The sequence below is a fragment of the Rhodanobacter sp. Root480 genome, assembly GCF_001426645.1.
Taxonomy (GTDB): Bacteria; Pseudomonadota; Gammaproteobacteria; order Xanthomonadales; family Rhodanobacteraceae; genus Rhodanobacter; species Rhodanobacter ginsenosidimutans.
The window spans coordinates 479,629-506,557 of sequence record NZ_LMEX01000002.1 but is presented as its reverse complement, the minus strand read 5'-3'; the positions used below and the strand labels follow the sequence as shown (position 1 = coordinate 506,557).

General features: G+C 67.2%; 27 protein-coding genes. 26 read left to right on the top strand and 1 reads right to left on the bottom strand.

Annotated features, from left to right (window positions below):
* Positions 1 to 89 precede the first annotated feature (89 nt).
* From btuB to ASD22_RS09270, 12 genes are read left to right on the top strand one after another with little or no spacing between them, the layout of a single operon-like run.
* The gene (btuB, locus tag ASD22_RS09325; protein ID WP_056082183.1) at positions 90 to 1,940 is read left to right on the top strand and encodes a TonB-dependent vitamin B12 receptor; all 1,851 of its coding nucleotides are present in this window, start codon (positions 90 to 92) and stop codon (positions 1,938 to 1,940) included.
* A gap of 29 nt (positions 1,941 to 1,969) precedes the next feature.
* Entirely contained in the window at positions 1,970 to 2,548 is a 579-nt protein-coding gene (locus tag ASD22_RS09320; protein WP_056082179.1) for a hypothetical protein, read from the top strand.
* Positions 2,549 to 2,551: 3 nt separating this feature from the next.
* The gene (locus tag ASD22_RS09315) at positions 2,552 to 3,169 is read left to right on the top strand and encodes a hypothetical protein (RefSeq protein WP_056082176.1); all 618 of its coding nucleotides are present in this window, start codon (positions 2,552 to 2,554) and stop codon (positions 3,167 to 3,169) included.
* A complete protein-coding gene (gene cobO / locus ASD22_RS09310) occupies positions 3,166 to 3,783 on the top strand; it encodes a cob(I)yrinic acid a,c-diamide adenosyltransferase (RefSeq protein WP_056082174.1) in 618 nt (205 codons plus the stop codon). Before ASD22_RS09315 ends, cobO begins: the two co-directional genes overlap by 4 nt.
* A complete protein-coding gene (locus ASD22_RS09305; RefSeq protein WP_056082171.1) occupies positions 3,780 to 5,069 on the top strand; it encodes a cobyrinate a,c-diamide synthase in 1,290 nt (429 codons plus the stop codon). Before cobO ends, ASD22_RS09305 begins: the two co-directional genes overlap by 4 nt.
* Positions 5,066 to 5,995: an adenosylcobinamide-phosphate synthase CbiB gene (cbiB, locus tag ASD22_RS09300; RefSeq protein WP_056082168.1), complete on the top strand. Its 930-nt coding sequence runs from the start codon at positions 5,066 to 5,068 to the stop codon at positions 5,993 to 5,995. The genes ASD22_RS09305 and cbiB overlap by 4 nt, the downstream gene beginning before the upstream one ends.
* A complete protein-coding gene (gene cobD / locus ASD22_RS09295) occupies positions 5,988 to 6,971 on the top strand; it encodes a threonine-phosphate decarboxylase CobD (RefSeq protein ID WP_056082165.1) in 984 nt (327 codons plus the stop codon). The genes cbiB and cobD overlap by 8 nt, the downstream gene beginning before the upstream one ends.
* Complete coding sequence (locus ASD22_RS09290) at positions 6,968 to 8,443, top strand: cobyric acid synthase (RefSeq protein WP_056082162.1); 1,476 nt, start codon at positions 6,968 to 6,970, stop codon at positions 8,441 to 8,443. Before cobD ends, ASD22_RS09290 begins: the two co-directional genes overlap by 4 nt.
* Positions 8,431 to 8,952 (top strand): bifunctional adenosylcobinamide kinase/adenosylcobinamide-phosphate guanylyltransferase, encoded by a 522-nt coding sequence (cobU, locus tag ASD22_RS09285; protein WP_056082160.1) that lies wholly within the window; start codon positions 8,431 to 8,433, stop codon positions 8,950 to 8,952. The genes ASD22_RS09290 and cobU overlap by 13 nt, the downstream gene beginning before the upstream one ends.
* A complete protein-coding gene (gene cobT, locus ASD22_RS09280) occupies positions 8,949 to 9,995 on the top strand; it encodes a nicotinate-nucleotide--dimethylbenzimidazole phosphoribosyltransferase (protein WP_056082157.1) in 1,047 nt (348 codons plus the stop codon). The genes cobU and cobT overlap by 4 nt, the downstream gene beginning before the upstream one ends.
* Positions 9,992 to 10,555 carry a histidine phosphatase family protein gene (locus tag ASD22_RS09275; protein ID WP_056082153.1) on the top strand — a complete coding sequence of 188 codons (564 nt, stop codon included), beginning with the start codon at positions 9,992 to 9,994 and terminating at the stop codon, positions 10,553 to 10,555. Before cobT ends, ASD22_RS09275 begins: the two co-directional genes overlap by 4 nt.
* Positions 10,552 to 11,283, top strand: coding sequence for an adenosylcobinamide-GDP ribazoletransferase (locus ASD22_RS09270; protein WP_056084071.1), 732 nt, complete (start codon positions 10,552 to 10,554; stop codon positions 11,281 to 11,283). Before ASD22_RS09275 ends, ASD22_RS09270 begins: the two co-directional genes overlap by 4 nt.
* 66 nt (positions 11,284 to 11,349) lie before the next feature.
* On the opposite strand, the gene ASD22_RS09265 is transcribed toward ASD22_RS09270, so the two are convergent.
* Complete coding sequence (locus tag ASD22_RS09265) at positions 11,350 to 13,791, bottom strand: TonB-dependent receptor (RefSeq protein WP_056082148.1); 2,442 nt, start codon at positions 13,789 to 13,791, stop codon at positions 11,350 to 11,352.
* Between the two features lie 263 nt (positions 13,792 to 14,054).
* Here ASD22_RS09265 and ASD22_RS09260 point away from each other — a divergent pair, with 263 nt between their 5' ends.
* The 14 genes from ASD22_RS09260 (at position 14,055) to pal (ending at position 26,910) form a co-directional block, all read left to right on the top strand.
* Positions 14,055 to 14,357 (top strand): zinc ribbon domain-containing protein, encoded by a 303-nt coding sequence (locus tag ASD22_RS09260; protein ID WP_056082145.1) that lies wholly within the window; start codon positions 14,055 to 14,057, stop codon positions 14,355 to 14,357.
* A gap of 91 nt (positions 14,358 to 14,448) precedes the next feature.
* On the top strand, positions 14,449 to 16,203 hold the full coding sequence (aspS, locus tag ASD22_RS09255; protein WP_056082142.1) for an aspartate--tRNA ligase: 1,755 nt from the start codon (positions 14,449 to 14,451) through the stop codon (positions 16,201 to 16,203).
* Positions 16,204 to 16,282: 79 nt separating this feature from the next.
* Complete coding sequence (locus ASD22_RS09250; RefSeq protein ID WP_056084068.1) at positions 16,283 to 16,912, top strand: alpha/beta hydrolase; 630 nt, start codon at positions 16,283 to 16,285, stop codon at positions 16,910 to 16,912.
* Between the two features lie 93 nt (positions 16,913 to 17,005).
* A complete protein-coding gene (locus ASD22_RS09245) occupies positions 17,006 to 17,728 on the top strand; it encodes a YebC/PmpR family DNA-binding transcriptional regulator (protein ID WP_056082139.1) in 723 nt (240 codons plus the stop codon).
* A 108-nt stretch (positions 17,729 to 17,836) separates the two neighbouring features.
* Positions 17,837 to 18,400, top strand: coding sequence for a crossover junction endodeoxyribonuclease RuvC (gene ruvC / locus ASD22_RS09240; protein ID WP_200945364.1), 564 nt, complete (start codon positions 17,837 to 17,839; stop codon positions 18,398 to 18,400).
* Positions 18,397 to 18,993: a Holliday junction branch migration protein RuvA gene (ruvA, locus tag ASD22_RS09235; RefSeq protein WP_056082136.1), complete on the top strand. Its 597-nt coding sequence runs from the start codon at positions 18,397 to 18,399 to the stop codon at positions 18,991 to 18,993. The genes ruvC and ruvA overlap by 4 nt, the downstream gene beginning before the upstream one ends.
* Before the next feature lie 2 nt (positions 18,994 to 18,995).
* Positions 18,996 to 20,897 (top strand): potassium transporter Kup, encoded by a 1,902-nt coding sequence (locus ASD22_RS09230; RefSeq protein ID WP_056082134.1) that lies wholly within the window; start codon positions 18,996 to 18,998, stop codon positions 20,895 to 20,897.
* 133 nt (positions 20,898 to 21,030) lie between these two features.
* Positions 21,031 to 22,071, top strand: a complete 1,041-nt coding sequence (ruvB, locus tag ASD22_RS09225; protein ID WP_056082131.1) for a Holliday junction branch migration DNA helicase RuvB — start codon at positions 21,031 to 21,033, stop codon at positions 22,069 to 22,071.
* 163 nt (positions 22,072 to 22,234) lie between these two features.
* Positions 22,235 to 22,639, top strand: a complete 405-nt coding sequence (ybgC, locus tag ASD22_RS09220) for a tol-pal system-associated acyl-CoA thioesterase (protein ID WP_056082129.1) — start codon at positions 22,235 to 22,237, stop codon at positions 22,637 to 22,639.
* 74 nt (positions 22,640 to 22,713) lie between these two features.
* Complete coding sequence (tolQ, locus tag ASD22_RS09215; RefSeq protein ID WP_007080167.1) at positions 22,714 to 23,400, top strand: protein TolQ; 687 nt, start codon at positions 22,714 to 22,716, stop codon at positions 23,398 to 23,400.
* A 14-nt stretch (positions 23,401 to 23,414) separates the two neighbouring features.
* A complete protein-coding gene (tolR, locus tag ASD22_RS09210) occupies positions 23,415 to 23,879 on the top strand; it encodes a protein TolR (RefSeq protein ID WP_056082125.1) in 465 nt (154 codons plus the stop codon).
* Positions 23,866 to 24,807 (top strand): cell envelope integrity protein TolA, encoded by a 942-nt coding sequence (tolA, locus tag ASD22_RS09205; RefSeq protein WP_056082123.1) that lies wholly within the window; start codon positions 23,866 to 23,868, stop codon positions 24,805 to 24,807. The genes tolR and tolA overlap by 14 nt, the downstream gene beginning before the upstream one ends.
* An 8-nt stretch (positions 24,808 to 24,815) precedes the next feature.
* Positions 24,816 to 26,132: a Tol-Pal system beta propeller repeat protein TolB gene (gene tolB, locus ASD22_RS09200; protein WP_056084062.1), complete on the top strand. Its 1,317-nt coding sequence runs from the start codon at positions 24,816 to 24,818 to the stop codon at positions 26,130 to 26,132.
* Positions 26,133 to 26,400: 268 nt separating this feature from the next.
* Complete coding sequence (pal, locus tag ASD22_RS09195; RefSeq protein WP_007080163.1) at positions 26,401 to 26,910, top strand: peptidoglycan-associated lipoprotein Pal; 510 nt, start codon at positions 26,401 to 26,403, stop codon at positions 26,908 to 26,910.
* Positions 26,911 to 26,929: the final 19 nt, after the last annotated feature.

The window sequence follows — 26,929 nt, the reverse complement described above, 5'->3', positions numbered from 1 at the left end:
CGCGTGCATGCTGCCGCCACGCTTCCTTTGCCGCCTGTCGCCACCTCAATGGTGCCGTACGGGTTGATGCGGCTAAAGGAGCTACCCACGTGTCGTTGCGCGTCGTGTTTTTCCGTCAGTCGGTTCTGGCGGCTGCCCTGTTGTCTTTCCTTGCACCGGCATTCGCCGCTGCTGCCGCCACCGATCTCGATCAGATGGTGGTCACCGCCAGCCGCACCGAGCAGGCCCAGCAGCACATCCTCGCTGCGGTCACGGTGATCGATCGCGCCGAGATCGACCGGCTGCAACCCCACTCATTGATTGATCTGCTGCGTGGCACGCCGGGCATGTCGTTGGCCAACAACGGCGGGCCCGGGAAATCCACCTCGATGTTCCTGCGCGGCACCGAATCGGACCACGTACTGGTGCTGGTCGATGGCGTGCGCATCGGTTCGGCCACGGCCGGCGGTGCGGCGATCCAGGACATCCCGGTCGACCAGATCGAGCGCATCGAGATCGTGCGCGGGCCGTTCTCCAGCCTGTACGGCTCCGAGGCGCTGGGTGGCGTGATCCAGATATTCACCCGCCGCCCCGAGGGCGCGTTCTCGCCGCATGCCAGCCTCGGCGTAGGCAGCGACGGCGAGCAGCGGGTGAGCGCTGGCATGGCCGGTCGCAGCGGGCAGGGCTGGTATTCGATCAACGCGGCGCATGAGCACACCGACGGCATCAACGTCAGCCGCTGCAAGCCGCTGGCGAACGGCGATTGCCCGGTGATCGCCCCCGATCGCGACGGCTACCGCAACAACTCGCTCACCCTGCAAGGCGGTTACCGCTTCAACGAGGCGTGGGATGGCGAGATGCGGTTGTTCCGTGCCGCGGGTCGCAATGAATACGACGGCACCGTCAACGACGTGGCCAGGACGGTGCAGCAGGTGGCTGGCGCGCGGTTGCGCTATGCGCCAACCGAGAAAGTGTCGATCACCGCCAATCTCGGCCGCAGCGCGGACCTCAGCGACAACTATCTCAAGGGTGTCCGCGCCGGCAATTTCGATACCCGCCGCGACCTCGGCTCGCTGCAAGCGGACGTTGGTATGTGGGGCGGGTTGTTCAGCGCGGGCTATGACTGGCAGCGCGACCGCGTCGGCAGCGACACGGCGTACGCGGCCGACCACCGGATCAACCACGGTGTGTTTGGCCAGTGGCAGCAGAGCTTCGGCACGCAGTCGCTGCAGGCCAGCGTGCGCCGCGACGCCAACGCCCAGTTCGGCGGCAAGACCACCGGCAGCGCGCTGTGGGGTTGGGAGATGAACGATACCCTGCGCCTCACCGCCAGCTATGGCACGGCGTACAAGACGCCGACCTTCAACGAGCTGTACTTTCCCGGCTACGGCAACCCGGATCTCGGCCCGGAGACCTCGCGCAGCGCGGAGCTGGGCCTGCGCGGCAGCCACGGCTGGGGCCAGTGGTCGCTCAACGGATTCGATACGCGCATCGATCACCTGATCGCCTACAACGCGGCCAGCATGGCGCCGGCGAATATCGACCGTGCGCGCGTCCGTGGCGTCGAGCTGGCGACGGGCGGCACGCTTGCCGACTGGATCTGGCGCACCAGCGCCACTTGGCTCGATCCGCGCGACGTCGCGCCGGGCAGCAAAAACGGCAACGTGCTGCCGCGTCGTGCACGGCGCAGCGGACGGATCGACCTCGACCGCCAGCTCGGCGATTTCAGCATCGGCGGCAGCCTGTACGGCGCCGGCGAGCGCTACGACGACCTCGCCAACAGGAACCGCCTGGGCGGCTATGCACTGGGCGATCTGCGGATCGGCTACGCCATCGATCCGGCGTGGAACCTGTGCCTGTCGCTCAACAACCTGTTCGACCGCCACTACGAAACCGCGCGCTACTACAACCAGCCCGGTCGCAACTATCTGCTCACCCTGAACTACCGCCCGGCCCGCTGAGCGGGCCCCATCAGCACGAGAGGACTGCCATGAAACCGTTGTCCCGCAACACCTCGATCAACCTGTTCGTCACCCTGGCCGTGGTGATGGTCGCCACCCGCTTCCATCACCTGGGTTCGCTGCTGCATCTGCCCGATGCGTCGATGGCGGTGTTCTTCCTCGGCGGCCTGTACCTGCGCAAGCACGGGCAGTTCGCGTTGATGCTGGGGCTGGCCGTGGCGGTCGACTGGGCCTCGGTCGGTTACGCCGGCAACAGCGACTTCTGTATCACCGCGGCGTATGCGTTTTTGCCGGCGGCCTATGCGGCGCTGTGGTACGCCGGGCGCTGGTATGCCGGCCGGCTGCAGGCATCGTCCGCATCGCTGCTGCTGGCGTTCGGCGTGGCCGCACTGGCGGCCGCGGCGTCATTTGTCATCTCCAACGGCTCGTTCTACTGGCTGGGGGGTCGCTACCCGGAACCGCATTTCAGCGAGTACGTGGCGCGGCTGTGGCAGTGGGGGCCGCTGTTCGTGCGTACCACGCTGACTTACGTGGCGGTGGCGCTGGCGATCCATGGTGTGCAGGCGCGGCTGTCGCGTCGGCCCGCCGCAACGACGACGGGGGTTTGAGACATGATCGACAACGGCGTTTCTCGTTCGACCGCTGCCTTTCCGCTGCAAGGCGTGGCAGCGTCCTGGATCGCGGGTATCGCGCTGGCCATGCTGATGATCTGCACCCGCGGCCAGCACGTTGTCAGCGTGAACGCGCTGCCCAGCGCGTCGTGGGCGGTGTTCTTCCTGGCCGGATTGATGCTGCGGCCGGCGTGGATCTTCGGCGCGCTGTTCGCGCTGGCCTCGCTGCTGGATTTCGGCAGCCTGGCTACCGGCACCATCGGCCAATGGTGCGTGTCGCCTGCGTACTGGGCGTTGCTGCCGGCCTACGGCAGCTTGTGGCTGGCCGGTCGCTTGCACGCCCGCCGGCACGCGCCCGACCTGGCCGGACTGGCGCGGCTGGCGCTGGTGCTGGTGGTGACGACCCTGGTGGCGTACGTGTTTTCCGGTGGCGGCTTCTACGTCTTCTCTGGCCATTATCCCGCGCCAACGCTGGCCGGCTTCGGCGAGCGCATCGTGCATTACTACCCGCAGAAGCTGGGCACGCTGGCCGGCTATGTCGGCGTGGGCGTGGCGCTGCACGCGCTGGTGCCTCGGGTCGCGGTGCGGCGTCCCGTGCCGCAGGTCAAGGGCGCATGAGCGCCGGGGAGATCGATGCGGAAGAGCGCCACCGCGAACGCATGCAGCGCAAGAAGGACCTGGTCGATCGCAAGATCGCCCGCGCCACCATCGAGCGCGGCGTGGTGGTGGTCAACACCGGCAACGGCAAGGGCAAGAGCTCGTCCGGCTTCGGCATGCTGGCGCGCTCGCTCGGGCACGGCTTCCGTTGCGGCGTGGTGCAGTTCATCAAGGGCAGCTTTTCCACCGGCGAGGAGGCGTTCTTCCGCCGTTTCGAAGGCGATGGGCTCGACTACCACGTGATGGGCGAGGGCTTTACCTGGGAGACCCAGGACAAGTCGCGCGACATCGAAAAGGCACAGGCGGCGTGGCGGGTGGCTGCCGCGATGCTGGCCGATCCGGCCTACGACTTCGTGCTGCTGGACGAGTTGAACATCGCCCTGGTCAAGGACTACATCCAGCTGCAGCAGGTGACCGATGCGCTGGCTGCGCGGCCGCCGAACCAGCATGTGGTGATCACCGGCCGCGGTGCGCCCGATGGCCTGGTCGAAGTAGCCGACACGGTGACCGAGATGCGCGTGGTCAAGCATGCATTCAAGGCCGGCATCAAGGCGCAGAAGGGTATCGAGCTGTGAGCGTGCCGTGCCCGGCGCTGCTGGTGTCGGCGCCGGCTTCGGGCCAGGGCAAGACGTCCGTCACCGCGGCGCTGGCGCGCTGGCATGTACGGCAGGGTCGCCGCGTGCGGGCATTCAAGACCGGACCGGATTTTCTCGATCCCTTGTTGCTGCAGAAGGCCAGTGGCGCGCCGGTCCAGCAACTGGACTTGTGGATGTGCGGCGAGGCCGACGTGCGTGCGCGGCTGCATGCGGCGGCGGGCGAGGCGGATCTGATCCTGATCGAGGGCGTGATGGGCCTGTTCGACGGCAACCCGTCCAGCGCCGATCTGGCGGCGCGGCTGGGTGTGCCGGTACTGGCGGTGATCGACGGCGCGGCGATGGCGCAGACGTTTGGTGCGCTGGCCACTGGCCTGGCGCGTTATCGCCAGGACGTGCGGCTGCATGGCGTAGCCGCCAACCGCATCGGCAGCGCCTACCACGCGCAGTTGTTGCACGGGAGCCTGCCGGCGGATATCGCCTGGATGGGCGCACTGCCACGCGATGCGGCGCTGGCCTTGCCGGAGCGGCACCTGGGCCTGGTGGTGGCCGATGAAGTGGGTGACGTCGACACGCGGCTGGATGCGTTGGCCGATGCGTGGGCGCAGCACGCTGCAACCACGTTGCCGCCAGCCGTCGATTTCGATGCCGCCGCGCTGGCACCGGTGCCGGCAAGCTTGCGCGGACAGTGCATTGCCATCGCCCGTGATGCCGCGTTCTGCTTCCTGTATCCGGCCAACCTCGACCTGCTGCGCGCAGCTGGCGCCACGCTGGCATTCTTCTCGCCGCTGGCGGGTGAGGCACTGCCGCCATGCGATGCGGTGTGGTTGCCCGGGGGCTATCCGGAGCTGCACCTGCCGGCGTTGTCGCAGCGTCACGATCTGCACCAGGCCCTGCGCGCACATGTGGATGCCGGCAAGCCGTTGCTGGCCGAGTGCGGCGGCCTGCTGTTCGCGCTCGACACGCTGGCGGACCGCGAAGGCCATGCCTCACCGATGGCCGGCCTGCTGCGTGGCGACGCGGCCATGCAGACGCGGTTGTGCGGGTTGGGCCTGCAGGGTGTCGAGTTGCCCGAAGGCACATTGCGCGGGCATGCGTTCCATTACGCACGCGCCGAGATTCCGGTCGAGCCTTTGGCGCTGGCAATCAACCCGAACAAGGGCCCGAGCCGCGAGGCGGTGTATCGCCGGCAGCGCATGACGGCCAGCTTCGTGCACTTCTATTTCCCGTCGAACCCGGCTGCGGCCATCGGCTTGTTCCAGCCATGAGCATGATCTTGGCCGTGCTCGGCGCGGTGCTGCTGGACGCCTGGCTGGGCGAGCCGCGTCGGGCGCATCCGCTGGTGGGGTTTGGACGCGTGGCGCGCCGGGTCGAGGCACGTTGCCATGCGGATCGACGCGCCGCCGGCGTGCTGGCCTGGGTCATCACCGTGCTGCCGCCGGTGGTCTTGTGTGCGTGGCTGGCAGATGGACTGGCCGCGCGGTCGCCGTGGTTGTCGGCCGGTTTCAGTGCCGTGCTGCTGTATCTGACGATCGGCCTGCGCAGTCTGGGCGAGCATGCGCAGCCGGTGGCGGCGGCTTTGTGCGCGGGTGATCTGGACGCGGCGCGCGTGGCGGTGGGGCGTATGGTCAGTCGCGACACTGCGGCGCTCGACCCGCAACAGGTGGCGGCGGCGGCTACCGAATCGGTGCTGGAAAACGGCAACGATGCGGTGTTCGGCGCGCTGTTCTGGTTTGTCCTGCTCGGCGCGCCGGGCGCGCTGCTGTATCGGCTGGCCAACACCCTCGACGCGATGTGGGGCTATCGCACGCCGCGTTATCACCGGTTCGGCTGGGCCGCGGCGCGCATCGACGACGTGCTGAACTACCTGCCGGCGCGGCTCACCGCGTTGAGCTACGCGCTGCTGGGTTGCACCGCGCCGGCATGGCGTTGCTGGCGCACGCAGGCGCCCGCCTGGGACAGCCCCAACGCCGGCCCGGTGATGGCTGCCGGCGCAGGTGCGCTGGGCGTGCGGCTGGGTGGCGCGGCGCCGTATCACGGCGTGTGGGAGCCGCGCCCCGAACTGGGTGAAGGCCTGCCGCCCGACGCCGGGACGATCGTTCGCGCCGTGCGCCTGGTGCGTCGGAGCGTGGGGTTGTGGTTGCTCGTGCTGGTATCGGCGGCGGCACTGCGGGAGGGACTGCGACATGCTTGAGCACGGCGGCCGCCTGCTGCGTGCGGCACGCGAGCACGGTATCGCGCCGGAACGGTGGCTGGATCTGTCCACCGGTATCAATCCGTTCGGCTGGCCGATGCCGCCGATTCCCGCCACCGCATGGCAACGCCTGCCCGAGGATGACGACGGCCTGGTCGAGGTGGCATGCACTTACTACGGTGCACCGGCGCTGCTTCCGGTGGCCGGTTCGCAGGCGGCGATCCAGGCCTTGCCCACGCTGCGGCCGCCATCGCGGGTGGGCATCATCGCGCCCGGTTACGCCGAGCATGCGCAGGCGTGGCAGCGGGCAGGGCATGAGGTGGAGCGGCTTCCCGCCAGCGCGTTGCTGGCCGCACCGCCGCGGCACGACGTGATCGTGCTGATCCATCCCAACAACCCAGGTGGCGAGCGTTTCGACACGGCCTCGCTGTTGCGCCTGCATGCGGCCTTGGCTGCACGCGGTGGCTGGCTGGTGGTCGACGAGGCCTTCATGGATGCCACGCCCACGCACAGCCTGTGCGGCCATGCGGCGACAGAGGGACTGATCGTGCTGCGCTCGGTGGGCAAGTTCTTCGGCCTGGCCGGGGCGCGCGTCGGCTTCGTCTGCGCGGCGCCGGCCTTGCTCGATGCACTGCACACGCGGCTCGGCCCGTGGACGGTGAGCGGGCCGGCACGGCACGTGCTGAAACTGGCGCTGGCCGATCGCCGCTGGCATCACGAAGCGCGTGGACGACTGCACGCCGCCAGTGCGCAGCTGCAGGCCTTGCTGTCGCGCCACGGCCTGCCGCCCACGGCGGGCACGGCGTTCTTCCAGTGGTGCCGCGACGACCGCGCCGCCATGCTGCACCACGCGCTGGCGGCGCGCGGCATCCTCACCCGCTTGTTCGACACGCCGGCCAGCCTGCGTTTCGGCCTGCCCGCCGACGAAGCAGCGTTTGGACGGCTGAACGATGCGCTGGGCGAGGTGCTTGCGTGAGCGCCCGCGTGCTGATGGTGCAGGGCTGCACCTCCGACGCGGGCAAGAGCACGCTGGTCGCGGCGCTGTGCCGCTGGCTGCGCCGGCGCGGCGTGGCGGTGGCGCCATTCAAGCCGCAGAACATGGCGCTGAACTCGGCGGTCACCGTCGATGGCGGCGAGATCGGCCGCGCCCAGGCGGTGCAGGCGCAGGCGGCCGGCGTGCGCGCACACACCGATTTCAACCCGGTGTTGCTCAAGCCCAACAGCGACACCGGTGCCCAGGTGATCGTGCACGGCCACGCGGTGGCCAACATGGATGCCGTGGGCTACCACGGCTACAAGCGCATCGCGCGCGAGGCGGTGCTGGCCTCGCATGCGCGGCTGGTGGCGCAGTACGACGCGTTGATCGTCGAGGGCGCGGGCAGCCCCGCCGAGATCAACCTGCGCGCCAACGACATCGCCAACATGGGCCATGCCGAGGCGGTGGATTGCCCGGTGCTGCTGATCGCCGACATCGACCGTGGCGGCGTGTTCGCCCATCTGGTCGGTACGCTGGCACTGCTCTCGCCCAGTGAGCGCGAGCGCGTGGCCGGTTTCGTGATCAACCGTTTTCGCGGCGACCTTGCATTGCTTCAGCCAGGGCTGGACTGGCTCGAACGCGAGACCGGCAAGCCGGTGCTCGGCGTGTTGCCGTACCTGCACGGGCTGCAACTGGAAGCGGAGGACGCGTTGCCGCGCGAAGTCGCCGCCAAGCCGCGCGCGACGTTGCGCGTGGCGGTGCCGGCGCTGCCGCGGATCAGCAACCACACCGATTTCGACGCCCTGCGCGCGCACCCGCAGGTGCAACTGCAGTTTGTCGGCCCCGGCGAAACGCCACCGCCGTGCGATCTGATCGTGCTGCCCGGCTCCAAGTCCACGCGTGCCGACCTGGCGTGGCTGCGCGCGCATGGCTGGGCCGAGGCGATCGCGCGCCACCTGCGTTACGGCGGCAAGGTCATCGGCATCTGCGGTGGCCTGCAGATGCTGGGAAACGCGATCCACGACCCGCACGGCATCGAGGGCGCCGCCGGCTCCAGCGCGGGCCTGGGCCATCTGGCGCTGGAAACCAGCTTGTCGCCGGCCAAGCAATTGCGCCAGGTACGCGGCCATCTGGCGCTGGACGGAGCCGAGGTGCGGGGCTACGAAATTCACTGCGGCATCAGTCACGGAGCGGCACTGGAACGGCCATCGAGCGCGCTCGACGACGGCCGCCACGACGGCGCGATTTCGGCCGACAACCAAGTGCTGGGCAGTTATCTGCACGGCCTGTTCGACGCGCCGCCGGCACTTGCCGCGCTGTTGCGCTGGGCCGGCCTGCGCGATGCCGAGCCGCTGGACATGGACGCGTTGCGCGAGGCCAGCATCGAGCGGCTCGCCGATGCCGTGGAAAACCATCTGGACACCACCGCGCTGGCGCGGCTGCTGGGACAGGAGCACGCATGCGCAACCTGATTCTCGGCGGCGCCCGCTCGGGCAAGAGCGCGCTGGCCGAACGCCTCGCGCTCGCCAGCACGCGCCCGGTGGTCTATATCGCCACGGCGCAGGCGCGTGATGGCGAGATGGCCGAACGCATCGCCCATCACCGCACACGCCGCCCGGCCGACTGGCTCTGCGTGGAAGAGCCGCTGGCACTGGCCGAGGTGTTGCGGCAACACGCACGTGCGGATCGCTGTGTGCTGGTCGATTGCCTCACGCTGTGGCTGAGCAACCTGCTCGGCGATGCCGATGCATCGCGCTTTGAGCGCGAACGTGCGGCCTTGCTCGACACGCTGCCGCAGTTGCCCGGCGAGATCCTGCTGGTCAGCAACGAGATCGGCATGGGCGTGGTGCCGTTGGGCGAACTCAGCCGCCGCTTCGTCGACGAAGCCGGTCGCCTGCATCAGGCGCTGGCGGCGATGTGTGACCGCGTGATTTTCGTGGCGGCCGGTTTGCCGCTGACTCTGAAAGGAACTTTGCCGTGACGTCGAACTGGTTGCTCGAACCCTGTCGCACACCCGACGCGTCCATCGAAGCCGGCGCCCGCGCGCGCCAGGCCAGCCTGACCAAGCCGCCCGGTTCGCTGGGCGCACTGGAGGTGGCGGCGGTCCGGCTGGCCGCGCTGCAACGCTCGTCACGGCCGGCCGTGGACCCCGCGTGGATCAGCATTTTCGCCGGCGACCACGGCGTGGCGGAGGAGGGCGTGTCGGCCTTTCCGCAGGCGGTCACCGGCGAGATGCTGCGCAATTTCGCCAACGGCGGTGCGGCAATCAGTGTGCTGGCGCACGAGCTGGGCGCCACGCTGGAGGTAGTCAACCTGGGCACCGTGAACGATCCGGGCGAAATCACTGGCGTGCGCCGCGCGATCATCGCTGCGTCCACGGCCAATTTCTGCCTGCAGCCGGCGATGACGACGGCGCAGTTGCAGGCGGCACTCGATGCCGGCGCGCACAGCGTGGCGGCGGCGCAGGCAGGCGGCGCGCGGATATTCATCGGCGGCGAGATGGGCATCGCCAATACCACCGCGGCCAGCGCGCTGGGTTGTGCCTTGCTTGGCTTGCCGCCCGGCGTGCTGAGCGGCGCCGGCACGGGGCTGGATGCCGGTGGCGTCGCGCACAAGGCACGGGTGATTGCGCAGGCACTGGCCACGCATGCGGGCGCGACGACGGTACTGGAGCAACTGCGTTGCCTCGGCGGTTTCGAGATCGCCGCGTTGACCGGCGTGTATGTCGCCGCGGCCCAGGGCGGATTGCCGGTGCTGGTCGATGGCTTCATCGCCACGGTGGCGGCGCTGGCGGCGGTACGCATCAATCCGGGTTGCCGCGACTGGCTGCTGTTCTCGCATTGCTCGCATGAGCATGGCCACGCCCGCGTGCTGGCCGCGCTCGATGCCGAGCCGCTGCTGGATCTGGGGCTTCGGCTGGGCGAGGGCAGTGGTGCCGCGATCGCATTTCCGTTGTTGCGGCTGGCCTGCGCCTTGCACAACGGCATGGCCACGTTCGAACAGGCAGGAGTGTCCGAGGCATGACCACGGCGAATATCGAGCTGCTGCGTCACGGCGATACCGGCCAGCGCAGTTACCGCGGACAGTTGGATGACGCGCTGAGCGAACAGGGCTGGGCGCAGTTGCGCGCGGCGGTGGTCGGCCACGCATGGGATGCGGTGGTGTCCTCCACGCTGCAGCGCTGTGCCCGCTTCGCCGCCGAACTGGCCGACCAGCGCGGGCTACCGTTGCGGCTCGATGCGCGGCTGGCTGAATACCATTTCGGCGACTGGCAGGGCGTGCCGATCGAGACCCTGGCCGAGCGCGATGGCGATGCGCTGGGGCGCTTCTGGGCCGACCCGGTGGCGCATCCACCGCCCGGTGCGGAAACCTTCGCCGCCTTTCGTGGCCGGCTCACCGCCGCGCTTGACCGCATTGCCGATGAGGGGAAGGGAAGACGCGTGCTGGTGGTCACCCACGGCGGCGCGATCCGCCTGCTGCGTTGCCTGGTTGAGGGGCGCGACTACGGTGACATGGCCGGTATCGACGTGCCGCACGCCTCGCTGCACCCGTTGCCGTGGCCTTCCGTGGCCGGCTGCGCGTGATGCGCGGGCTGCTCGCGGCGCTGGGCTTCCTCACCCGCATCCCGGTACCGGTCAAGGTGTTCGACGACGCGCGGGCGCAGTCGCAATCACTGGCCTGGTATTCGCTGGTGGGCCTGCTGCTGGGCGCGATCCTGGCGGCGCTGGCCTGGGCCTTGCGCGACGTGCCGCCGCTGCTGGCCTCCGCGCTGCTGTTGCTGGCCTGGGTCGGCCTGACCGGGGCGATGCATCTGGATGGCCTGGCCGACAGCGCGGACGCCTGGGTGGGCGGTTTGGGTGATCGCGCACGCACACTGGAAATCATGAAGGACCCGCGCAGCGGCCCGGTCGGCGTGGTCGCCGTGGTGCTGGTGCTGCTGTTGAAATTCGCCGCGCTGGCCAGCCTGCCGTTGTGGGACTGGGTCGCCCTGCTGCTGGCCCCGATGCTGGCGCGCAGTGCGCTGACCGCCGCCTTCCTGACCACCCCTTATGTGCGCGTGGGCGGCCTGGGTAGTGGGTTGCTGGGGGCGCCGCGTCGCGCCTGCATGGTCGGATTGTTGCTGGTCGGCGCGGGTTGCCTGCTGTTGCCGGGTTGGCGTGGGCTGCTCGGTGCGATGGTGGCCACGCTGGTTTTCCTCGCGTGGCGCCGTGCCTGCCTGCAACGCCTGGGCGGCATGACCGGCGATCCCTGCGGCGCGCTCACCGAGCTGGTCGAGGTGGCCGTGCTGGCGGCGTGGATCGTGGCGGGTTGAGCGGGGTTGCCGACACGAAAAGCCCCGGACAGTGCCGGGGCTTTTCGTCATCCCGATGCCAGCCGCTTACCAGTGGTAGACGACCTTGCCGTAACCATAGCCGCCGTTGAAGCCGTACGGCGAGTAGACCGAATACGGCATGGTGCCCTTGTTGGCGCCGTAGCCGTTGATGGCGTTGACCTTGTTCGGGTACTTGTTGAACAGGTTGTCTGCGCCCAGGGTGAAGGTCCAGTGGTCGAGGTTGTAGCTGACCGCCAGGTCGCTGACCCAGTTCGCGCTGTAGACCTGGTCAAAGGTGGCGCTGGAGCTGCTGAACGAGGTGAAGCTGCCGTAGCGGGTGATGGTCGCGTTGATGTTCCAGTTGCCCACGCTGTACAGGCCATTGAGGATCAGCTTGCTGCGCGGCGCGGTGTCTGCCAGCAGGCCGAGGACATCACGCCGGTCGACACGCTTGAGGCTGACGCCCAGGGCGTCGAGCGCCGCGGGGTTAGGCTTGATGTCGGTGACCTTGTTGTAGTTGTAGTTGTAGCTCAGCGAGGTCTGCAGGCTGCCGGCGTTGCCGAAGTCGAAGTGGTAGCCACCGACGAAGTCGATGCCCCGGGTGCGCGTGTCCACGGCGTTGGTGAAGTAGCCGACGCTGCTGTAGTTGCTGTCGGTGATGCCGTTGGCCGTCAGGTAATCCTGCACGACGGCGGAGCTGGTGCCGAGGTAGCTCGACAACGTGATCCTGTTGTCGATGTCGATCTGGTAGGCGTCGAGGCTGAGGCTGAGCGCGTCGGTCGGGTTCCACACCGCGCCCACGGTGAAGTTGCGTGACTTCTCGGGCTTCAGCGCCTCACCACCCAGCAGACGGCCCAGCGGGCTGATCGATGACACCAGTGCGGTGTTGTAGATGCCCGGGGTCAGGCCGAGGTTGTTGCCGGGGCCCTGGTAGGTGGACGACGTGTACGCGTAGTACTGCTGCGCCAGCGCCGGCGCGCGGAAACCGGTCGAGGCGCTGCCGCGCAGCGCGAAGCTGTCGGTGAAGTCGAAGCGGGCCGACAGCGAGCCGGTGGTGGTGGTGCCGAAGTCGCTGTAATCCTCATGGCGTACCGCCAGCGATGTGCCCAGGCGATCGGTGAGGTTGGTTTCCAGGCTCAGGTACTCGGCCACGTCGTGGCGGGCATACGAGCCGGCATCGGAAGGTTGATAGCCGCCGAAACCCTGCGCGCCGCCGGACTTGCCGGAGGTGCCGACGTAGTAGGAGGCCGGTTCGCCAGCGTCGATCTGGTAGCTCTGGCGCAGGTACTCGGTACCGAAGGCCAGGGTGACCGGGTTGGGCAGCCAGCCCACCGATAGATCCTTGGCGATGTCGATGTCGAACGACTGCTGGTCGGCATGCAGGATGCCATCGTGGAAACTGGACTGGGTCGATCCGAAGTCATTCAGCAGCGCGCGGTTGACGCTGTGGATGGTGCGGTAGGACACCCGGTTGCCGCCGGCGTTGCCGCTGATGTCCCAGCGCCAGCCGCCGCTGGTGGTGCCGCGCAGGCCGACGACCAGCGAGCGGTCGATCGAATTGCCCTGCTCCAGCGGGGTATAGCCGTTCGGATAAAGCGAGAGGACGGCGTTGCCGCTGAGGGTGTCGCGGAAGAACGCCGGCGAGGTGGTGTCGCGGGTGCTGTAGTGGCCAAAGGCGTACAGCTGCACGGCGGGCGTGATGTCGTATTGCGCGTTGAGGAACAGGTTCTTGCTCTTCGCCGCCGGGTCGCCGTAGCGCTGGCCGATCTCGAACGGCGCCACGCGCTCGGGGGCGGAGCGGTCGGAGTAGTTCTGGCTGCCGTCCTGCAGGGTGAAGCGGATCCAGCCCTTGTCGTCGTTCAACGGCAGGCCGACATTGGCCGAACCCTGCCACTGCCGGCCGTCGCCGGCGTAGTACTGGCCGCCCAGCGCCTCGACCGAGCCACCCTGGGCGCCCTTCTTGAGGATGATGTTGACCACGCCCGCGATGGCGTCCGAACCGTACTGGGCGGAGGCGCCGTCACGCAGCACCTCGATGTGGTCGATCGCGGCCATTGGGATGGTGTTGAGGTCGACCGCTTGCGAGCCACGACCGACCACGCCGTTGGTCAGCAGCAGGGCGCCCGAGTGCCAGCGCTTGCCGTCCACCAGCACCAGCACCTGGTCGGGCGAAAGGCCGCGCAGCTGCAGCGGGCGCTGCTGGTCGGCGGTGTCGCCGCCGGCCGGGCGGGGGAAGTTCAGCGACGGGATGATCCGGGCCAGCGCGGTGGACAACTCGGTGGTGCCGGTCTGCTGCAATACCTTGGCGGAGACCACGTCGATCGGGGTCAGCGAACTGCTTTCGGTGCGGTTGTCGGCGCGGGTGCCGGTGACGATCACCGCGTCCAGGCGCTGGGCCTTGGTGGGGGATGGCGCGGTGGCGTCCTGCGCGGCGGCGCCGGTGGACAGCGCCAGCAACGCCAGTGCGGGCAGCCAGGCGGTTCGGCTCGAATCGGAGTGCTTGCTCATGGGGGGATTTCCGTGGGGAAGGAATTGCTGCAGTGCAACGGGCTGCAGGTTAGGCTTACTTGTCGCGCGCGTCAATAGACGTATAGACGTCCAAATGGAGCTGCGACCCCGGCGATGGCCGCGCTTTCGCATGCCCGGGCGCCGAGACTACGCCGGCGGGGCGGTTGCGCCCATGGGTACGGTGGTACGTTGAAATCCGGTGTTGCGGGTCGATAATGGCGAGTTTCCATCGCCATCGCGATCGATCGACTACGGAGTTTTTCATGCCCATCTACGAATTCGAATGCAAGCATTGCGGCCATCACTTCGACCATCTGCAGAAATTGTCCGATGCCGATCCCACGGTCTGCCCCGCCTGCGGCGAGCCGCAATTGCACCGGATGGTGAGCGCGCCGTCGTTCCGGCTGGCGGGCAGCGGCTGGTACGAGACCGACTTCAAGAAGGATGGCGACAAGAAGCGCAACCTCGCCGGTGACCACAGCGTCGCCGCGAAACCGGCCGCCAGCCCGGCCCCGGCGCCCGCGCCATCGCCCGCTCCGGCGCCGTCGGCCGGCAGCAAGAGCTGAGTCGCCGCCGCCGCAGCCATCGGCGGCGGTGGTAAGATTCGCAGTCTTTTCCCCCGTTTTTGCCGCCAACGCGGCCCGGAGTTCCAAGCGCATGCGTACGCATCTTTGCGGCCTCATCGACGAGTCGCTGATCGGCCAGACCGTCACCCTGTGCGGCTGGGTCAACAAGATCCGTTTGCAGGCCCATGTGGCCTTCGTCGACCTGCGCGACCATGAAGGGCTGGCACAGGTGGTGGTCGAGCGCGACAACGCCGACGCGTTTGCGGTGGCTGGCGAGATCGGCAACGAGTACTGCCTGCGCGTCACCGGCACCATCCGCCCGCGGCTGTCGGTCAACGACAAGCTGAAAACCGGCACGATCGAGCTGCTGGCCGACAAGGTCGAGATCCTCAACGCCGCGAAGGACCTGCCGTTCGCGCTGCACGAGAACCCGAACGAGGACATGCGGATGACCTACCGCTACCTCGACCTGCGCCGCCCCGAGATGCAGGCGATGATGCGCAAGCGCATCCGTCTGGTGCAGACGCTGCGCCGCTATCTGGACGAGCGCGGTTTCCAGGATGTGGAGACGCCGATCCTGACCAAGGCCACGCCCGAAGGCGCCCGTGATTATCTCGTGCCCAGCCGCGTGCACCCGGGCCAGTTCTACGCGCTGCCGCAGTCGCCGCAGTTGTTCAAGCAGATCCTGATGGTGGCCGGCTTCGACCGCTACTACCAGATCGCCCGCTGCTTCCGCGATGAGGATCTGCGCGCTGACCGCCAGCCCGAATTCACCCAGCTCGACCTGGAGTTCGCCTTCGTCGAGGAGCAGGACGTGCAGGACTTCGTGGAGGAATTGATCCGCCACGTATTCCGCGAAGTGCAAGGTGTCGAACTCGATGCCAGCTTCCCGCGCATGACCTGGGCCGAGGCGATGCGTCGCTTCGGTTCGGACAAGCCCGACCTGCGCATTGCGCTGGAGCTGGTGGACGTGGCCGAGGCGGTCAAGCATGTCGAGTTCAAGGTGTTCGCCGGCCCGGCCAACGATGCGGGCGGCCGCGTGGCCGCGCTGCGCGTGCCCGGCGGCAGCACGCTGTCGCGCAAGGACATCGACGGCTTGACCGAGTACGCCGCGCGCTACGGTGCCAAGGGTCTGGCCTGGCTGAAAGTCGAGGATCTGGCGAAAGGTCGCGACGGCATCAATTCGCCGGTGGCGAAGTTCCTCGACGACGCGGCGCTGGAGGGTGTGCTGCAAACCACCGGTGCGCAGACCGGCGACATCGTGTTCTTCGGCGCCGGCGCCTGGAAAACCGTCACCGATTTCATGGGCGCGCTGCGGCTGAAGGTCGGCAAGGATCGCGGCCTGGTCGAGGAAGGCTGGAAGCCGCTGTGGGTCACCGATTTCCCGATGTTCGAATACGACGACGAGGCCCAGCGCTTCGTGGCCCTGCATCACCCGTTCACCGCGCCCAAGGTGGATGACGCCGCGCAGTTGCGCGCCGACCCGCACAATGCGGTCAGCCGCGGCTACGACATGGTGCTGAACGGCAACGAGATCGGCGGTGGCTCGATCCGTATCCATCGACCGGAGATGCAGAGCACGGTGTTCGAACTGCTGGGCATCGGCGCGGACGAGGCCGAGGCCAAGTTCGGCTTCCTGCTGAAAGCCTTGAAGTTCGGCGCGCCGCCGCACGGCGGCCTGGCGTTCGGCATCGACCGCATCGCCGCGTTGATGGCCGGCACCGAGTCGATCCGCGACGTGATCGCCTTCCCCAAGACCACCAGCGCGCAGGATCTGATGACCGACGCGCCCTCGATGGTGGACGCCGCGCAGCTCAAGGAGCTGCACGTGGCCGTCAGGGAATAAGGTGTAGAACGCGGGGCATGGTTCGCCATGTCCCGCTTTTGCGATTCCCCATTCCCTATTCCTCATTCCCCGGATGTCGATGTCCGATCACGTGATCCTGCTGCATGGCCTGTGGATGCGCGGCTTCGCGCTGGCCATGCTGCATCGCCGGCTGGGCGAGGCGGGGTTCCAGGTCGATCGCTTCGACTACTTGAGTGTGGCCGCCACCCAGCAGCGCATCCTCGACAAGTTGCAGGCTCGCATGCTTGCGCTGGGTGCCGATGGCGAGCCAGTGCATCTGGTGGGCCACAGCCTCGGCGGCCTGCTGGCGCTGCGCGCCTGCCTGGGTGCCGAGTTGCCGTCCGGGCGTGTCGTCTGCCTGGGCTCGCCGCTGAAAGGCAGCGCCGCGGCCCGCAATTTTTCCGCGTGGGGACGCGGCGGCGAGGTGTTGCTTGGCCATAACCGCGAGCTGCTGGAGCAGGGCTTCGAGCGCTGGACCGGCACCCGCGAAGTGGGCGTGATCGCCGGCTGCACGCCGCTGGGGCTGGGGGCCGTGCTCGGCCATCTGGACGGCGAGCACGACGGTACCGTGGCGGTCGAGGAAACCCGCCTGGCCGGCCTGACCGCGCATTGCGTGGTGGAAGCCAACCACACCGGACTGCTGTTTTCGGCCGATGTGGCGCGGCGAGCGGGGCTTTTCCTGCGCGATGGCCACTTCCCCGTCGAGTGAGCAGGCTGCGGCACGCGTACGCAGGTACCGGCACCGGGGCGGAAATCAGGTAAAATTGGCCGCTTGTCCAATGAGTCGAGTGCAGGCAACGCCATGGGTAGAGGCCCGTCCATCGAAGGTCGCAAGAACGCCGAAGACGCCAAGCGCGCCAAGGTATTCACCAAGCTGATCCGCGAAATCACCGTCGCCACGCGTGCCGGCGTGGCCGACCCTGGAGGCAACCCGCGACTGCGCGCCGCGGTGGACAAGGCGCTGTCGGCCAACATGACCCGCGACACCATCGACCGCGCGATCAAGCGCGGCGCCGGCACCGACGGCGGCGCCGACATGCAGGAGCTGCGCTACGAGGGCTACGGCCCGGCCGGCATCGCGCTGATCATCGACTGCTTCACCGACAACCCCGTACGCACCGTGGCCGACGTGCGCCACGCGTTGACCAAGCACGGTGGCAACCTGGGTACCACCGGCTCGGTGGCGTTCCAGTTCAACCGCTGCGGCGAGCTGGTGTTCGAGACCGGCGGCGACGAGGCAGCCGAGGAAAAGGTGCTGGAAGCGGCGCTGGAAGCCGGTGCCGACGACGTCATCAACGAGAACGGCGAAAGTGCCGTGCTGTGCGCGCCGGACAGCTTCGAAGCCGTGCAGCAGGCATTGATCGCCGCGGGCCTGGATGCCTCGCACGCCGGCGTGGTGATGCGCCCCAACAATCGCGTGGCGGTGCCGGAGGAAGCTCAGGAAACCCTGATCGACCTGCTCGAAAAACTCGATGCGCTGGATGATGTGAGCGACGTGTCGCATAACGCCTTGCTGCCGGCGTGAAGCAGCAAGGCGTCGGGATTCGGGATTCGGGATTCGTGATTCGCAAAAGCGCGATCAGGCGAGCCCCACGGCTCGCTCCAGCGCTCGCGAAGTGAGAAGGTGCGAGTCGTGGCTTTGACCGAATCCCGAATCCCGAATCCCGAATCCCATGCGGTACGCATCCTGGGTATCGACCCCGGCAGCCAGCGCACGGGCGTGGGCATCATCGACGTGGATGGCACGGGCAAGTTGACCCATGTGTTCCACGGCGCGCTGGCGGTGGCGGGCGAGGCCACGTTTCCGTTGCGGCTGAAACGCATCTTTGACGAACTGTGTGACATCATCGCCGCCCATCAACCGGCCGAGTGCGGTATCGAGCGCGTGTTCATGGCGCGCAACCCGGATTCGGCGTTGAAGCTGGGGCAGGCGCGCGGTGCCGCGATCTGTGCGGTAGTCAGCCAGGGGATCACGGTGCACGAATATGCGGCAACCGAAGTGAAACAGTCCGTGGTCGGCAGCGGACGCGGCGACAAGGCGCAGGTACAGCACATGATCGGCATTTTGCTGGGGCTGAAAGGCCCGCTCCAGGCGGACGCCGCCGATGCGCTGGCGATTGCGGTGACGCACGCGCATACCCGCGCCAGCCTGGCCCGCGTGGGCATCCCGCGCACGGCCTGGAGGCGGCGCCGGTGATCGGTCGTCTGCGCGGCACGCTGCTGTCGAAGCAACCGCCCTCGCTGCTGGTCGAGGTGGGCGGCCTCGGCTACGAGGTGGACGCGCCGATGTCCACCATCTACGACCTGCCCGGCATCGGCAAGGAAGTGATCCTGCTGACCCATTACGCGGTGAAGGAAGACAGCGCGGCGCTGTACGGTTTCCTGCGCGAGAGCGAGCGCACGCTGTTTCGCAACCTGCTCAAGGTCAGCGGCATCGGCGCGAAGATCGCGCTGGCGGTGCTGTCGGGCGTTTCCACCGACCACTTCGCGCGGCTGGTGCAGGCGGGCGATGTGGTGGCGCTGACCAAGATTCCCGGTATCGGCAAGAAGACCGCCGAGCGCATCGTGGTGGAGTTGCGCGATCGCGTCGACGGCCTGTCCAGCCTGCCCGGCACCACGTTGCCCGGCGCCGCTGCGCCGCTGGATGCGGCCGGCGAAGCCACCGTGGCGCTGCAGCAACTGGGCTACAAGCCGGTGGAAGTCACGCGATTGGTGCAGAAGGTTGCTGCCGAGGGCGACAGCGCCGAGGCGATCATCCGCAAGGCGCTGCGCGCCGCGCTGGGGGCCTGACCGTGCACACGGAAAACGCCGGCGGCGAGGTATCGCCCGAGACCAGGCGCCGGGTGACGGCGCTGGCGCTGGGCGCCATCGGCGTGGTGTTCGGCGATATCGGCACCAGCCCGCTGTACACCATGAAGGAAACCCTCGGCACCCACGGCATGACGCCCACGCCGGCGGCCGTGCTGGGCGTGCTGTCGCTGGTGTTCTGGTCGCTGGTGATCGTGGTGTCGCTGAAATACGTGACCTTCGTGATGCGCGCGGACAACAAGGGCGAGGGCGGCATCATGGCGCTGATGGCGCTGGCGCAGCGTTCGATGAGCGGCTCGGCGCGGGCGCGCTGGACGCTGGCCGCGTTCGGCATCTTCGGCGCGTCGCTGTTCTACGGCGACGGCGTGATCACCCCCGCCATCTCGGTGCTGGGTGCGGTGGAAGGCCTGCAGATTGCCGCGCCGGGGCTGGGGCAATACGTGGTGTGGATTGCGCTGGTGATCCTGCTGTGCATGTTCGCGGTGCAGCGCTATGGCACGCACAAGGTCGGCAAGGCGTTCGCACCGGTGATGACGGTGTGGTTCCTGGTGCTGGCGCTGCTCGGCGCGCGACAGATCCTGGCCAACCCCGAAGTGTTGTATGCGCTCAATCCCTGGCACGGGGTGCGCTTTTTCATCCGCCACGGCGACACCTCGTTCATCGCGCTGGGTGGCGTGGTGCTGGCGCTGACCGGTGCCGAGGCGCTGTACGCGGACATGGGCCACTTCGGCAAGAAACCCATACGCGTGGCGTGGTTCGGGTTCGTGTTGCCCGCGCTGGTGCTGAATTATTTCGGACAGGGCGCGTTGTTGCTGAGCGACCCGCTGGCGATCGAAAGCCCGTTCTACCGGATGGTGCCCGAGGCGCTGCTGTACCCGATGATCGTGTTGGCCACCGCGGCCGCCGTGATCGCCTCGCAGGCGGTGATTTCCGGTGCGTTCTCGATGACCCGCGAGGCGATGTCGCTGGGCTATTCGCCGCGCATGGCGGTGGTGCACACCTCGCGCGAGATGTCCGGGCAGATCTTCGTGCCGTGGGTCAACCGCATGCTGATGGTGCTGGTGATCGTGGCGGTGCTGTTTTTCCAGAGTTCGGACAACCTCGGCGCCGCCTACGGCATCGCGGTGACCGGCACCATGACCATGACCACGCTGCTGGCGCTGGTGGTGGCGCGCAAGCGCTGGCACTGGAACTGGCCCACGCTGGTGCTGGTGGGCGTGCTGTTCCTGATCATCGACCTGTCGTTCTTCGGCGCCAACCTGCTGAAGGTGGCGCACGGCGGCTGGTTCCCGCTGGTGCTGGGCGTGGTGATCTTCACCATGATGACCACCTGGCGCCGCGGCCGCGAGCTGGTGGTGCGCGAGATCAAGCAATCCGGCCTCGCCCTGGCGCCGTTCATCGAGAACATCGCCGAGCACCCGCCGCTGCGCGTGCCGGGCACCGCCGTATTCCTCACCGCCAACCAGAACGCGGTGCCCCACGCGCTGCTGCACAACCTCAAGCACAACAAGGTGCTGCACGAGCGCAACGTGCTGCTGACGGTGGAGATCCTGGAAACGCCGGTGGCGGAAGCGTCCGAGCGCGTGCAGATCACCGCGATGGGCAGCGATTTCCACGGCCTGGAACTGCGCTTCGGCTTTGCCGAGGACCCCAATGTGCCGCTGGCGCTGAGCCTGTGCGGCCGCGAGGGGCTCGGCTTCGACATGATGGACACCACCTTCTTCCTGTCCCGCGAAAACGTGGTGGCCGATGCGCGCCGCCCCGGCATGGCACTGTGGCGCGACAAGCTGTTCGTGATCCTGTCGCGCAACGCGCTGCCGGCCACCGCGTTCTTCCAGATCCCCGGCAACCGGCTGATCGAGCTGGGGGCGCAGGTGGAGATCTGAGGCGCCGGGAATGGGGAATAGGGAATCGGTATAGCGTTGCTGCTGAGGTATCGTCGGCGAGGGTCGAGCCGGTTGCTCTTCCCATTCTCCATTCCCTATTCCCCATTCCCCATTCCCCATTCCCGCAACGCCAATGACCGACCACCGCATCATCACCGCCTCTGCCCAGTTCGACGACGAGGTGCTGGAAGCCACGATCCGGCCGAAGCGGCTCAATGAGTACCTTGGCCAGCAGGCGGTGCGCGAGCAGTTGTCGATCTATATCGAGGCGGCGAAGAAGCGCAGCGGTGCGCTGGACCATGTGCTGATCTTCGGCCCGCCGGGCCTGGGCAAGACCACGCTCAGCCACGTCATCGCCAACGAGCTGGGCGTCAACCTGCGCTCCACCTCCGGCCCGGTGCTGGAGCGCGCCGGCGACCTGGCCGCGCTGCTGACCAACCTGGAACCGAACGACGTGCTGTTCGTCGACGAGATCCACCGCCTGTCGCCCGTGGTCGAGGAGGTGCTGTACCCGGCGATGGAGGATTTCCAGATCGACATCATGATCGGCGAGGGCCCGGCCGCGCGCTCGATCAAGCTGGACCTGCCGCCGTTCACCCTGATCGGCGCCACCACCCGCGCCGGCATGCTCACCGCACCGCTGCGCGACCGCTTCGGCATCGTGCAGAGGCTGGAGTTCTATACCGCCGACGAGCTCACCGCGATCGTGCGCCGCGCCGCGAAGATCCTGGGCATCGCCTGCGCACCGGAAGGGGCGCAGGAAATCGCCCGCCGCTCGCGCGGCACGCCGCGCATCGCCAACCGCCTGCTGCGCCGCGTGCGCGATTACGCCGAAGTGCGCGCCGATGGCGAGATCACCCTGGCCGCGGCGCAGGCCGCGCTGGACATGCTGAAGATCGACCCCGAAGGCTTCGACGAGCTGGACCGCCGCCTGCTGGGCGTGATCATCGAGAATTTCGACGGCGGCCCGGTGGGCGTGGAATCGCTGGCCGCCGCGCTGAGCGAGGACCGCGGCACGCTGGAGGACGTGGTCGAGCCGTACCTGATCCAGCAGGGCTACCTGATCCGCACCGCCCGCGGCCGCATGGCCAGCGCCAAAGGGTGGCGGCATCTGGGCCTGGTGCCGCCGCCGCGCCAGGCGCAGGCGGCGGACTTGTTCGATGCCGGCCCCTAGGCTGCCGTGGGAGCGGCTTCAGCCGCGATGCCGGGCCTTTTCCCGCACGAAGCATCGCGACTGAAGTCGCTTCCACCGTGCGCTGCATCGGGGAGTCGCCGGGATTTGAACATCGCGCAGGCAGGCCGCATGCTGTCGCACTTTGTCGAAACGCGAGCCACCCATGTCCCCGACCGCCCCTTTCGCCTGGCCTGTCCGCGTCTACTGGGAAGACACCGATGCGGGCGGCGTGGTCTACCACGCCAGCTACCTGCGCTTCATGGAACGGGCCCGCAGCGAGTGGCTGCGCGCGCTGGGGGTCGACCAATTCGCGCTGAAGCAGGCCACCGGGCTGGCGTTCATGGTCCGCGGCATGCAGATCGATTTCCTCAAGCCGGCCCTGCTGGATGATGAACTGCAGGCAACGGTCGCCGTCATGGAGCGGCGCGCAGCCAGTATCCTGTTCGACCAGACGATCACGCGCGCGGATGGCATCTGCCTGATTCGCGCCAGCGTGCGCGTGGCCTGCGTGGACATTCATCAGATGCGACCGGCGCCGATTCCCCCGGACGTGGCGCGGTTGTTCTGATGGCGCTCGCCGGCATCTGACGACGATAACCTTGGCTTCCACAACCCAGCCGACTGGCGGAGAACCTTCAAGCAATGAACGGTGGACTGAATATTTTCACGCTGGTCGCGCAATCGAGCCTGCCGGTGCAACTGGTGCTGCTGGTCCTGCTGGTGTTCTCCTTCCTGTCGTGGGTGATCATCATCCGCAAGTATTCGCAGACCAAGACCGCGATGGAGAACGCCGAACGCTTCGAGGAGCGCTTCTGGTCCGGCGGCGACCTGGCGCAGCTGTTTCGCGAGGTGAGCAATCGCGGCGGTGGCGACGGTGGTATCGAGAACATCTTCGAATCGGGCTTTCGCGAATTCGCCCGCCAGCGCCAGCGCAAGACGCATGACACGCGCAGCGTGATCGAGGGCGCCGAGCGCGCGATGCAGGTCACCGGCACCCGCGAGATCGGCCTGCTGGAGCGCAACCTGGAATTCCTGGCCAACGTCGGTTCGATCAGCCCGTACGTGGGTTTGTTCGGCACCGTGTGGGGCATCATGGGCGCGTTCCAGGGCCTGGGCGAGATGAAGGACGTGACCATCGCGGTGGTCGCGCCGCACATTTCCGAGGCGCTGATTGCCACCGCCATGGGCCTGTTCGCGGCCATCCCGGCGCAGTGGGCGTACAACCGCTACGCCAACAAGGTCGAGCGCATCGCTTCGCGCTATGACGTGTTCCAGGAGGAGTTCTCCTCCGTGCTGCAGCGGCAGATCCAGACCGACGACGCGGCCTGAGCGGAGCAGCAGCCATGCGAAATCCGCGGCGCCAGAAGCGCTTCAAGCTGAAGTCCGAAATCAACGTGGTGCCCTACATCGACGTGATGCTGGTGCTGCTGATCATCTTCATGGTCACCACGCCGATGCTCAATTCCAACGTCGACGTGCAGTTGCCGCAGTCCGACGCCAAGTCGATGCAGGACAAGAAGGATCCGATCGTGGTTTCGGTCGGCCAGGACGGCTCGCTGTTTCTCACCATGAGCGGCGCCAAGCAGGAGCCGATCGATGAGGACGGCCTCAAGCTGAAGGTGGGCGCGTTCGTGCGCGAAAACCCCCAGGTCAGCGTGCTGGTGGCCGGCGACACGCGCGGCAACTATGGTGGCGTGTTCAAGGTGCTTACCGACCTGCAGCAGGCCGGCGTGGCCAAAGTGGGCCTGATGGGGCAGCCCGCCGGTACGGAAGGCCAGGGCAAGAGCAGCTCCGATGGACGAAAGTAAGGCGACGCCGAAGGCGGTCGTACTTTCCGCCATCCTGCACATCGGCATCGTGGGGTTTCTGTTCCTCGCGGTGTTGCCGTGCGCGAGTTACGAGAATTTCTTCAACGCCCTGGGCCTGCCGGCCTGGATGAACCCGATCACCTGCTCCAAGCCGCTGCAACTGCAGGGCCCGGTCATCGAAGCCACCCTGATCGGCCCCACCGGCAGTCCGCCACCCAAGTCGGTCAAGACCAAGCCGGTCCCCAATACGGTGCCGCCACCGCCCGCCACGCCGCCGCCGAAACCGCAGGTGGAAGCGCCGCAGGTGAAAACCCTGCCGCCGCCGCCCGAGCATCCGGACGTGAAGGACCAGGAGCGGATCGTCGCCGATGCGCTGCTGAAAGCGGAGGACGCCAAGAAGCTGCAGGAAGAAAAGCAGCGCCAACGACAGGCCGAGCTGGACGCCAAGATGGCCAAGCAGAAGGAAGAGAAGCAGAAACAGATCGACGAGATGTTCGCCAAGATGGACGCCGCCGCCAACCGCACCAAGCAGTTGGACAACAAGGCGAAGCAGGCGCGCCAGCAATTGGAGGACCTGAAAAACGCCAGGGACGATGGCCAATCCGATCTGCCGGCAGCGGCCCAACGGCAAACGGGCAACAACGCCGACCACAGCGATCTCAGCGATGCGTACGCAGCGGCCATTCAGAATGCGGTCACACCCAATTGGTTAAGGCCGGATAACATGCCCGCTGTTCCATGCCAGGTTCATATCGTGCAGTTGCCAGGGGGAGACGTGATGAGCGCCACGGTCGATCCGAGCTGCCCGTATGACGAGGCTGGCCGTCGTTCGGTCGAAAATGCGGTGCTGCGAACCAAGACTCTGCCGTACACGGGTTTTGAGAGCGTGTTCCGTCGCAACCTAACTTTCACCTTCAGGCCGCAATGATCAAGCCCATGCGCAAATTGAACTCAGCTCTCGCCCTCGTCCTGCTGGCCATCGCGGCATTGCTGGCCGGCCCGGCGGCGGCACAGTCGCTCAACGTCGATATCGTCGGTGGCGTCAAGACGGCCACGCCGATCGTGGTGGTGCCGTTTGCCCAGGCTGGCGGCGCGCCGCTGCCCACCGACGTGGCCGACGTGATCCGCAATGACTTCAACCGCTCGGGCAAATTCCGCTCGCTGGCCAAGAGCGACATCGTGGAATTCCCCTCGCGCGGGGCGGACATCAAGTTCCCGACCTGGCGGTTGATGAAGCAGGACTACATCACCGTTGGCCGCATCAGCGACGCGGGCAACGGCACGGTGCGGATCGAATACGAACTATGGGACGTCAACAAGCAGCAGAGCCTGCTGGCGCAGGCGTTCACGGCGCCCACCGGTGACCTGCGCGGTGTGGCCCACCAGATCGCCGACCAGATCTACCAGAAGATCACCGGCGTGCGTGGCGCGTTCTGGACCCGCATTGCCTACATCACCGCCGTGGGCCTGGGCAACAACACCACCTATTCGCTGATCGTGGCCGATTCCGATGGCTACAACCCGCAGGTCGTGGCGCGTTCCAAGGAATCACTGCTGTCGCCGTCGTGGTCGCCGGATGGCAAGAAGATCGCCTACGTTTCATTTGAAAGCGGCAATTCCTCGATCTATGTGCAGGACATCACCACCGGTTCGCGCCAGCTGATCTCGGCGCATCCGCGTGGCATCAACGGCGCACCGGCGTGGTCGCCCGACGGCAGCAAGCTGGCGGTGGCCTTGTCCTACGTGGGCAACCTGGAGCTGTTCTCGCTGGACGTGGCCAGCCGGCATGAAACCCGCCTGACCAACAACCTCGCGATCGACACCGAGCCGGTCTGGGCGCCGGATGGCCAGAGCATCTATTTCACCTCGGATCGCTCCGGTCGCCCGCAGATTTACCAAGTCTCCGCGAGCGGCGGCAGCGCCGAGCGGGTGACCTTCCAAGGGCAGAACAACGCCGACCCGGCAGTCAGTTATGACGGCAAACAGATCGCCATGGTGCAAGGCAACGGGAACGTGTATCGTATTGCTGTCATGGATCGCAGCCTGGGTGGTCAAGTGCGCTTCCTTTCTCCCGGTTCGCTGGATTTCTCGCCGAGTTGGGCACCAAACGCAAGCATGCTGCTGTACGGCGCCACCGAGGGGCCGCGCAGCGTGTTGTATGCCGTTTCTGCCGATGGCATGGTTCGCCAGCGCCTGGCCTTGGCCGATGGCGACGTGAGCGACCCGGCCTGGGGGCCCTATCGGCAACAATGATTCAACAATGATTATTGAGCCGGCGCGCGCGAGCGTGCCGGCATGATGTCCATGGAAGGGCCCGCAGACGCGCCGAGAGGCACCGTCTCGGTTTTCGACAGTGGCGCTCATGATGCTATCGCCAGCGAATCGACGAAGAAGCATCACGCGGTGTCGATCTATCGAGTGTAAAAATAACAGCCGGAATCACCGGCGATCGCTGTCCTGTAACCGTAGTCATAATCGTCGTCGTATGTTTGGAACCTAACCCGTTTGAAGGAACGTCACCATGAATAAGACCGTTCGCGTCGCTTTGGTCGCCCTGCTCTGTGTCGGCGCGGCCGCTTGCAGCAAGAAGCAGGAAGTCAAACCGCAGGCCCCCGCACCGGAGCCCGTTGCCCAGACTCAGGCCCCTGAGTCCGATGGCAAGTACACCCCCGCCGACCTCGATACCGATGCCTGCCTGCGTCAGCGCGTCGTGTATTTCGATTTCGACAAGACCGAGATCAAGCCGGAGTTCCAGCAGATCATGGCGTGCCACGCCAAGTACCTGCAGGATCGTCCGAGCGCGCATATCCGCCTCGAAGGCAACACCGATGAGCGCGGCACCCGCGAATACAACCTCGGCCTTGGCGAGCGTCGTGCCAATGCGGTCTCCAGTGCGCTGCAGGCCAACGGTGGCTCGGCCAGCCAGCTTGAAGTCATCAGCTACGGCAAAGAGAAGCCCGTTTGCCGCGAGCACAATGAAGATTGCTGGAGCAAGAACCGTCGCGCCGAGATCGTCTACACGGCGCAGTAAGCATGAAGCAACTGGCTAA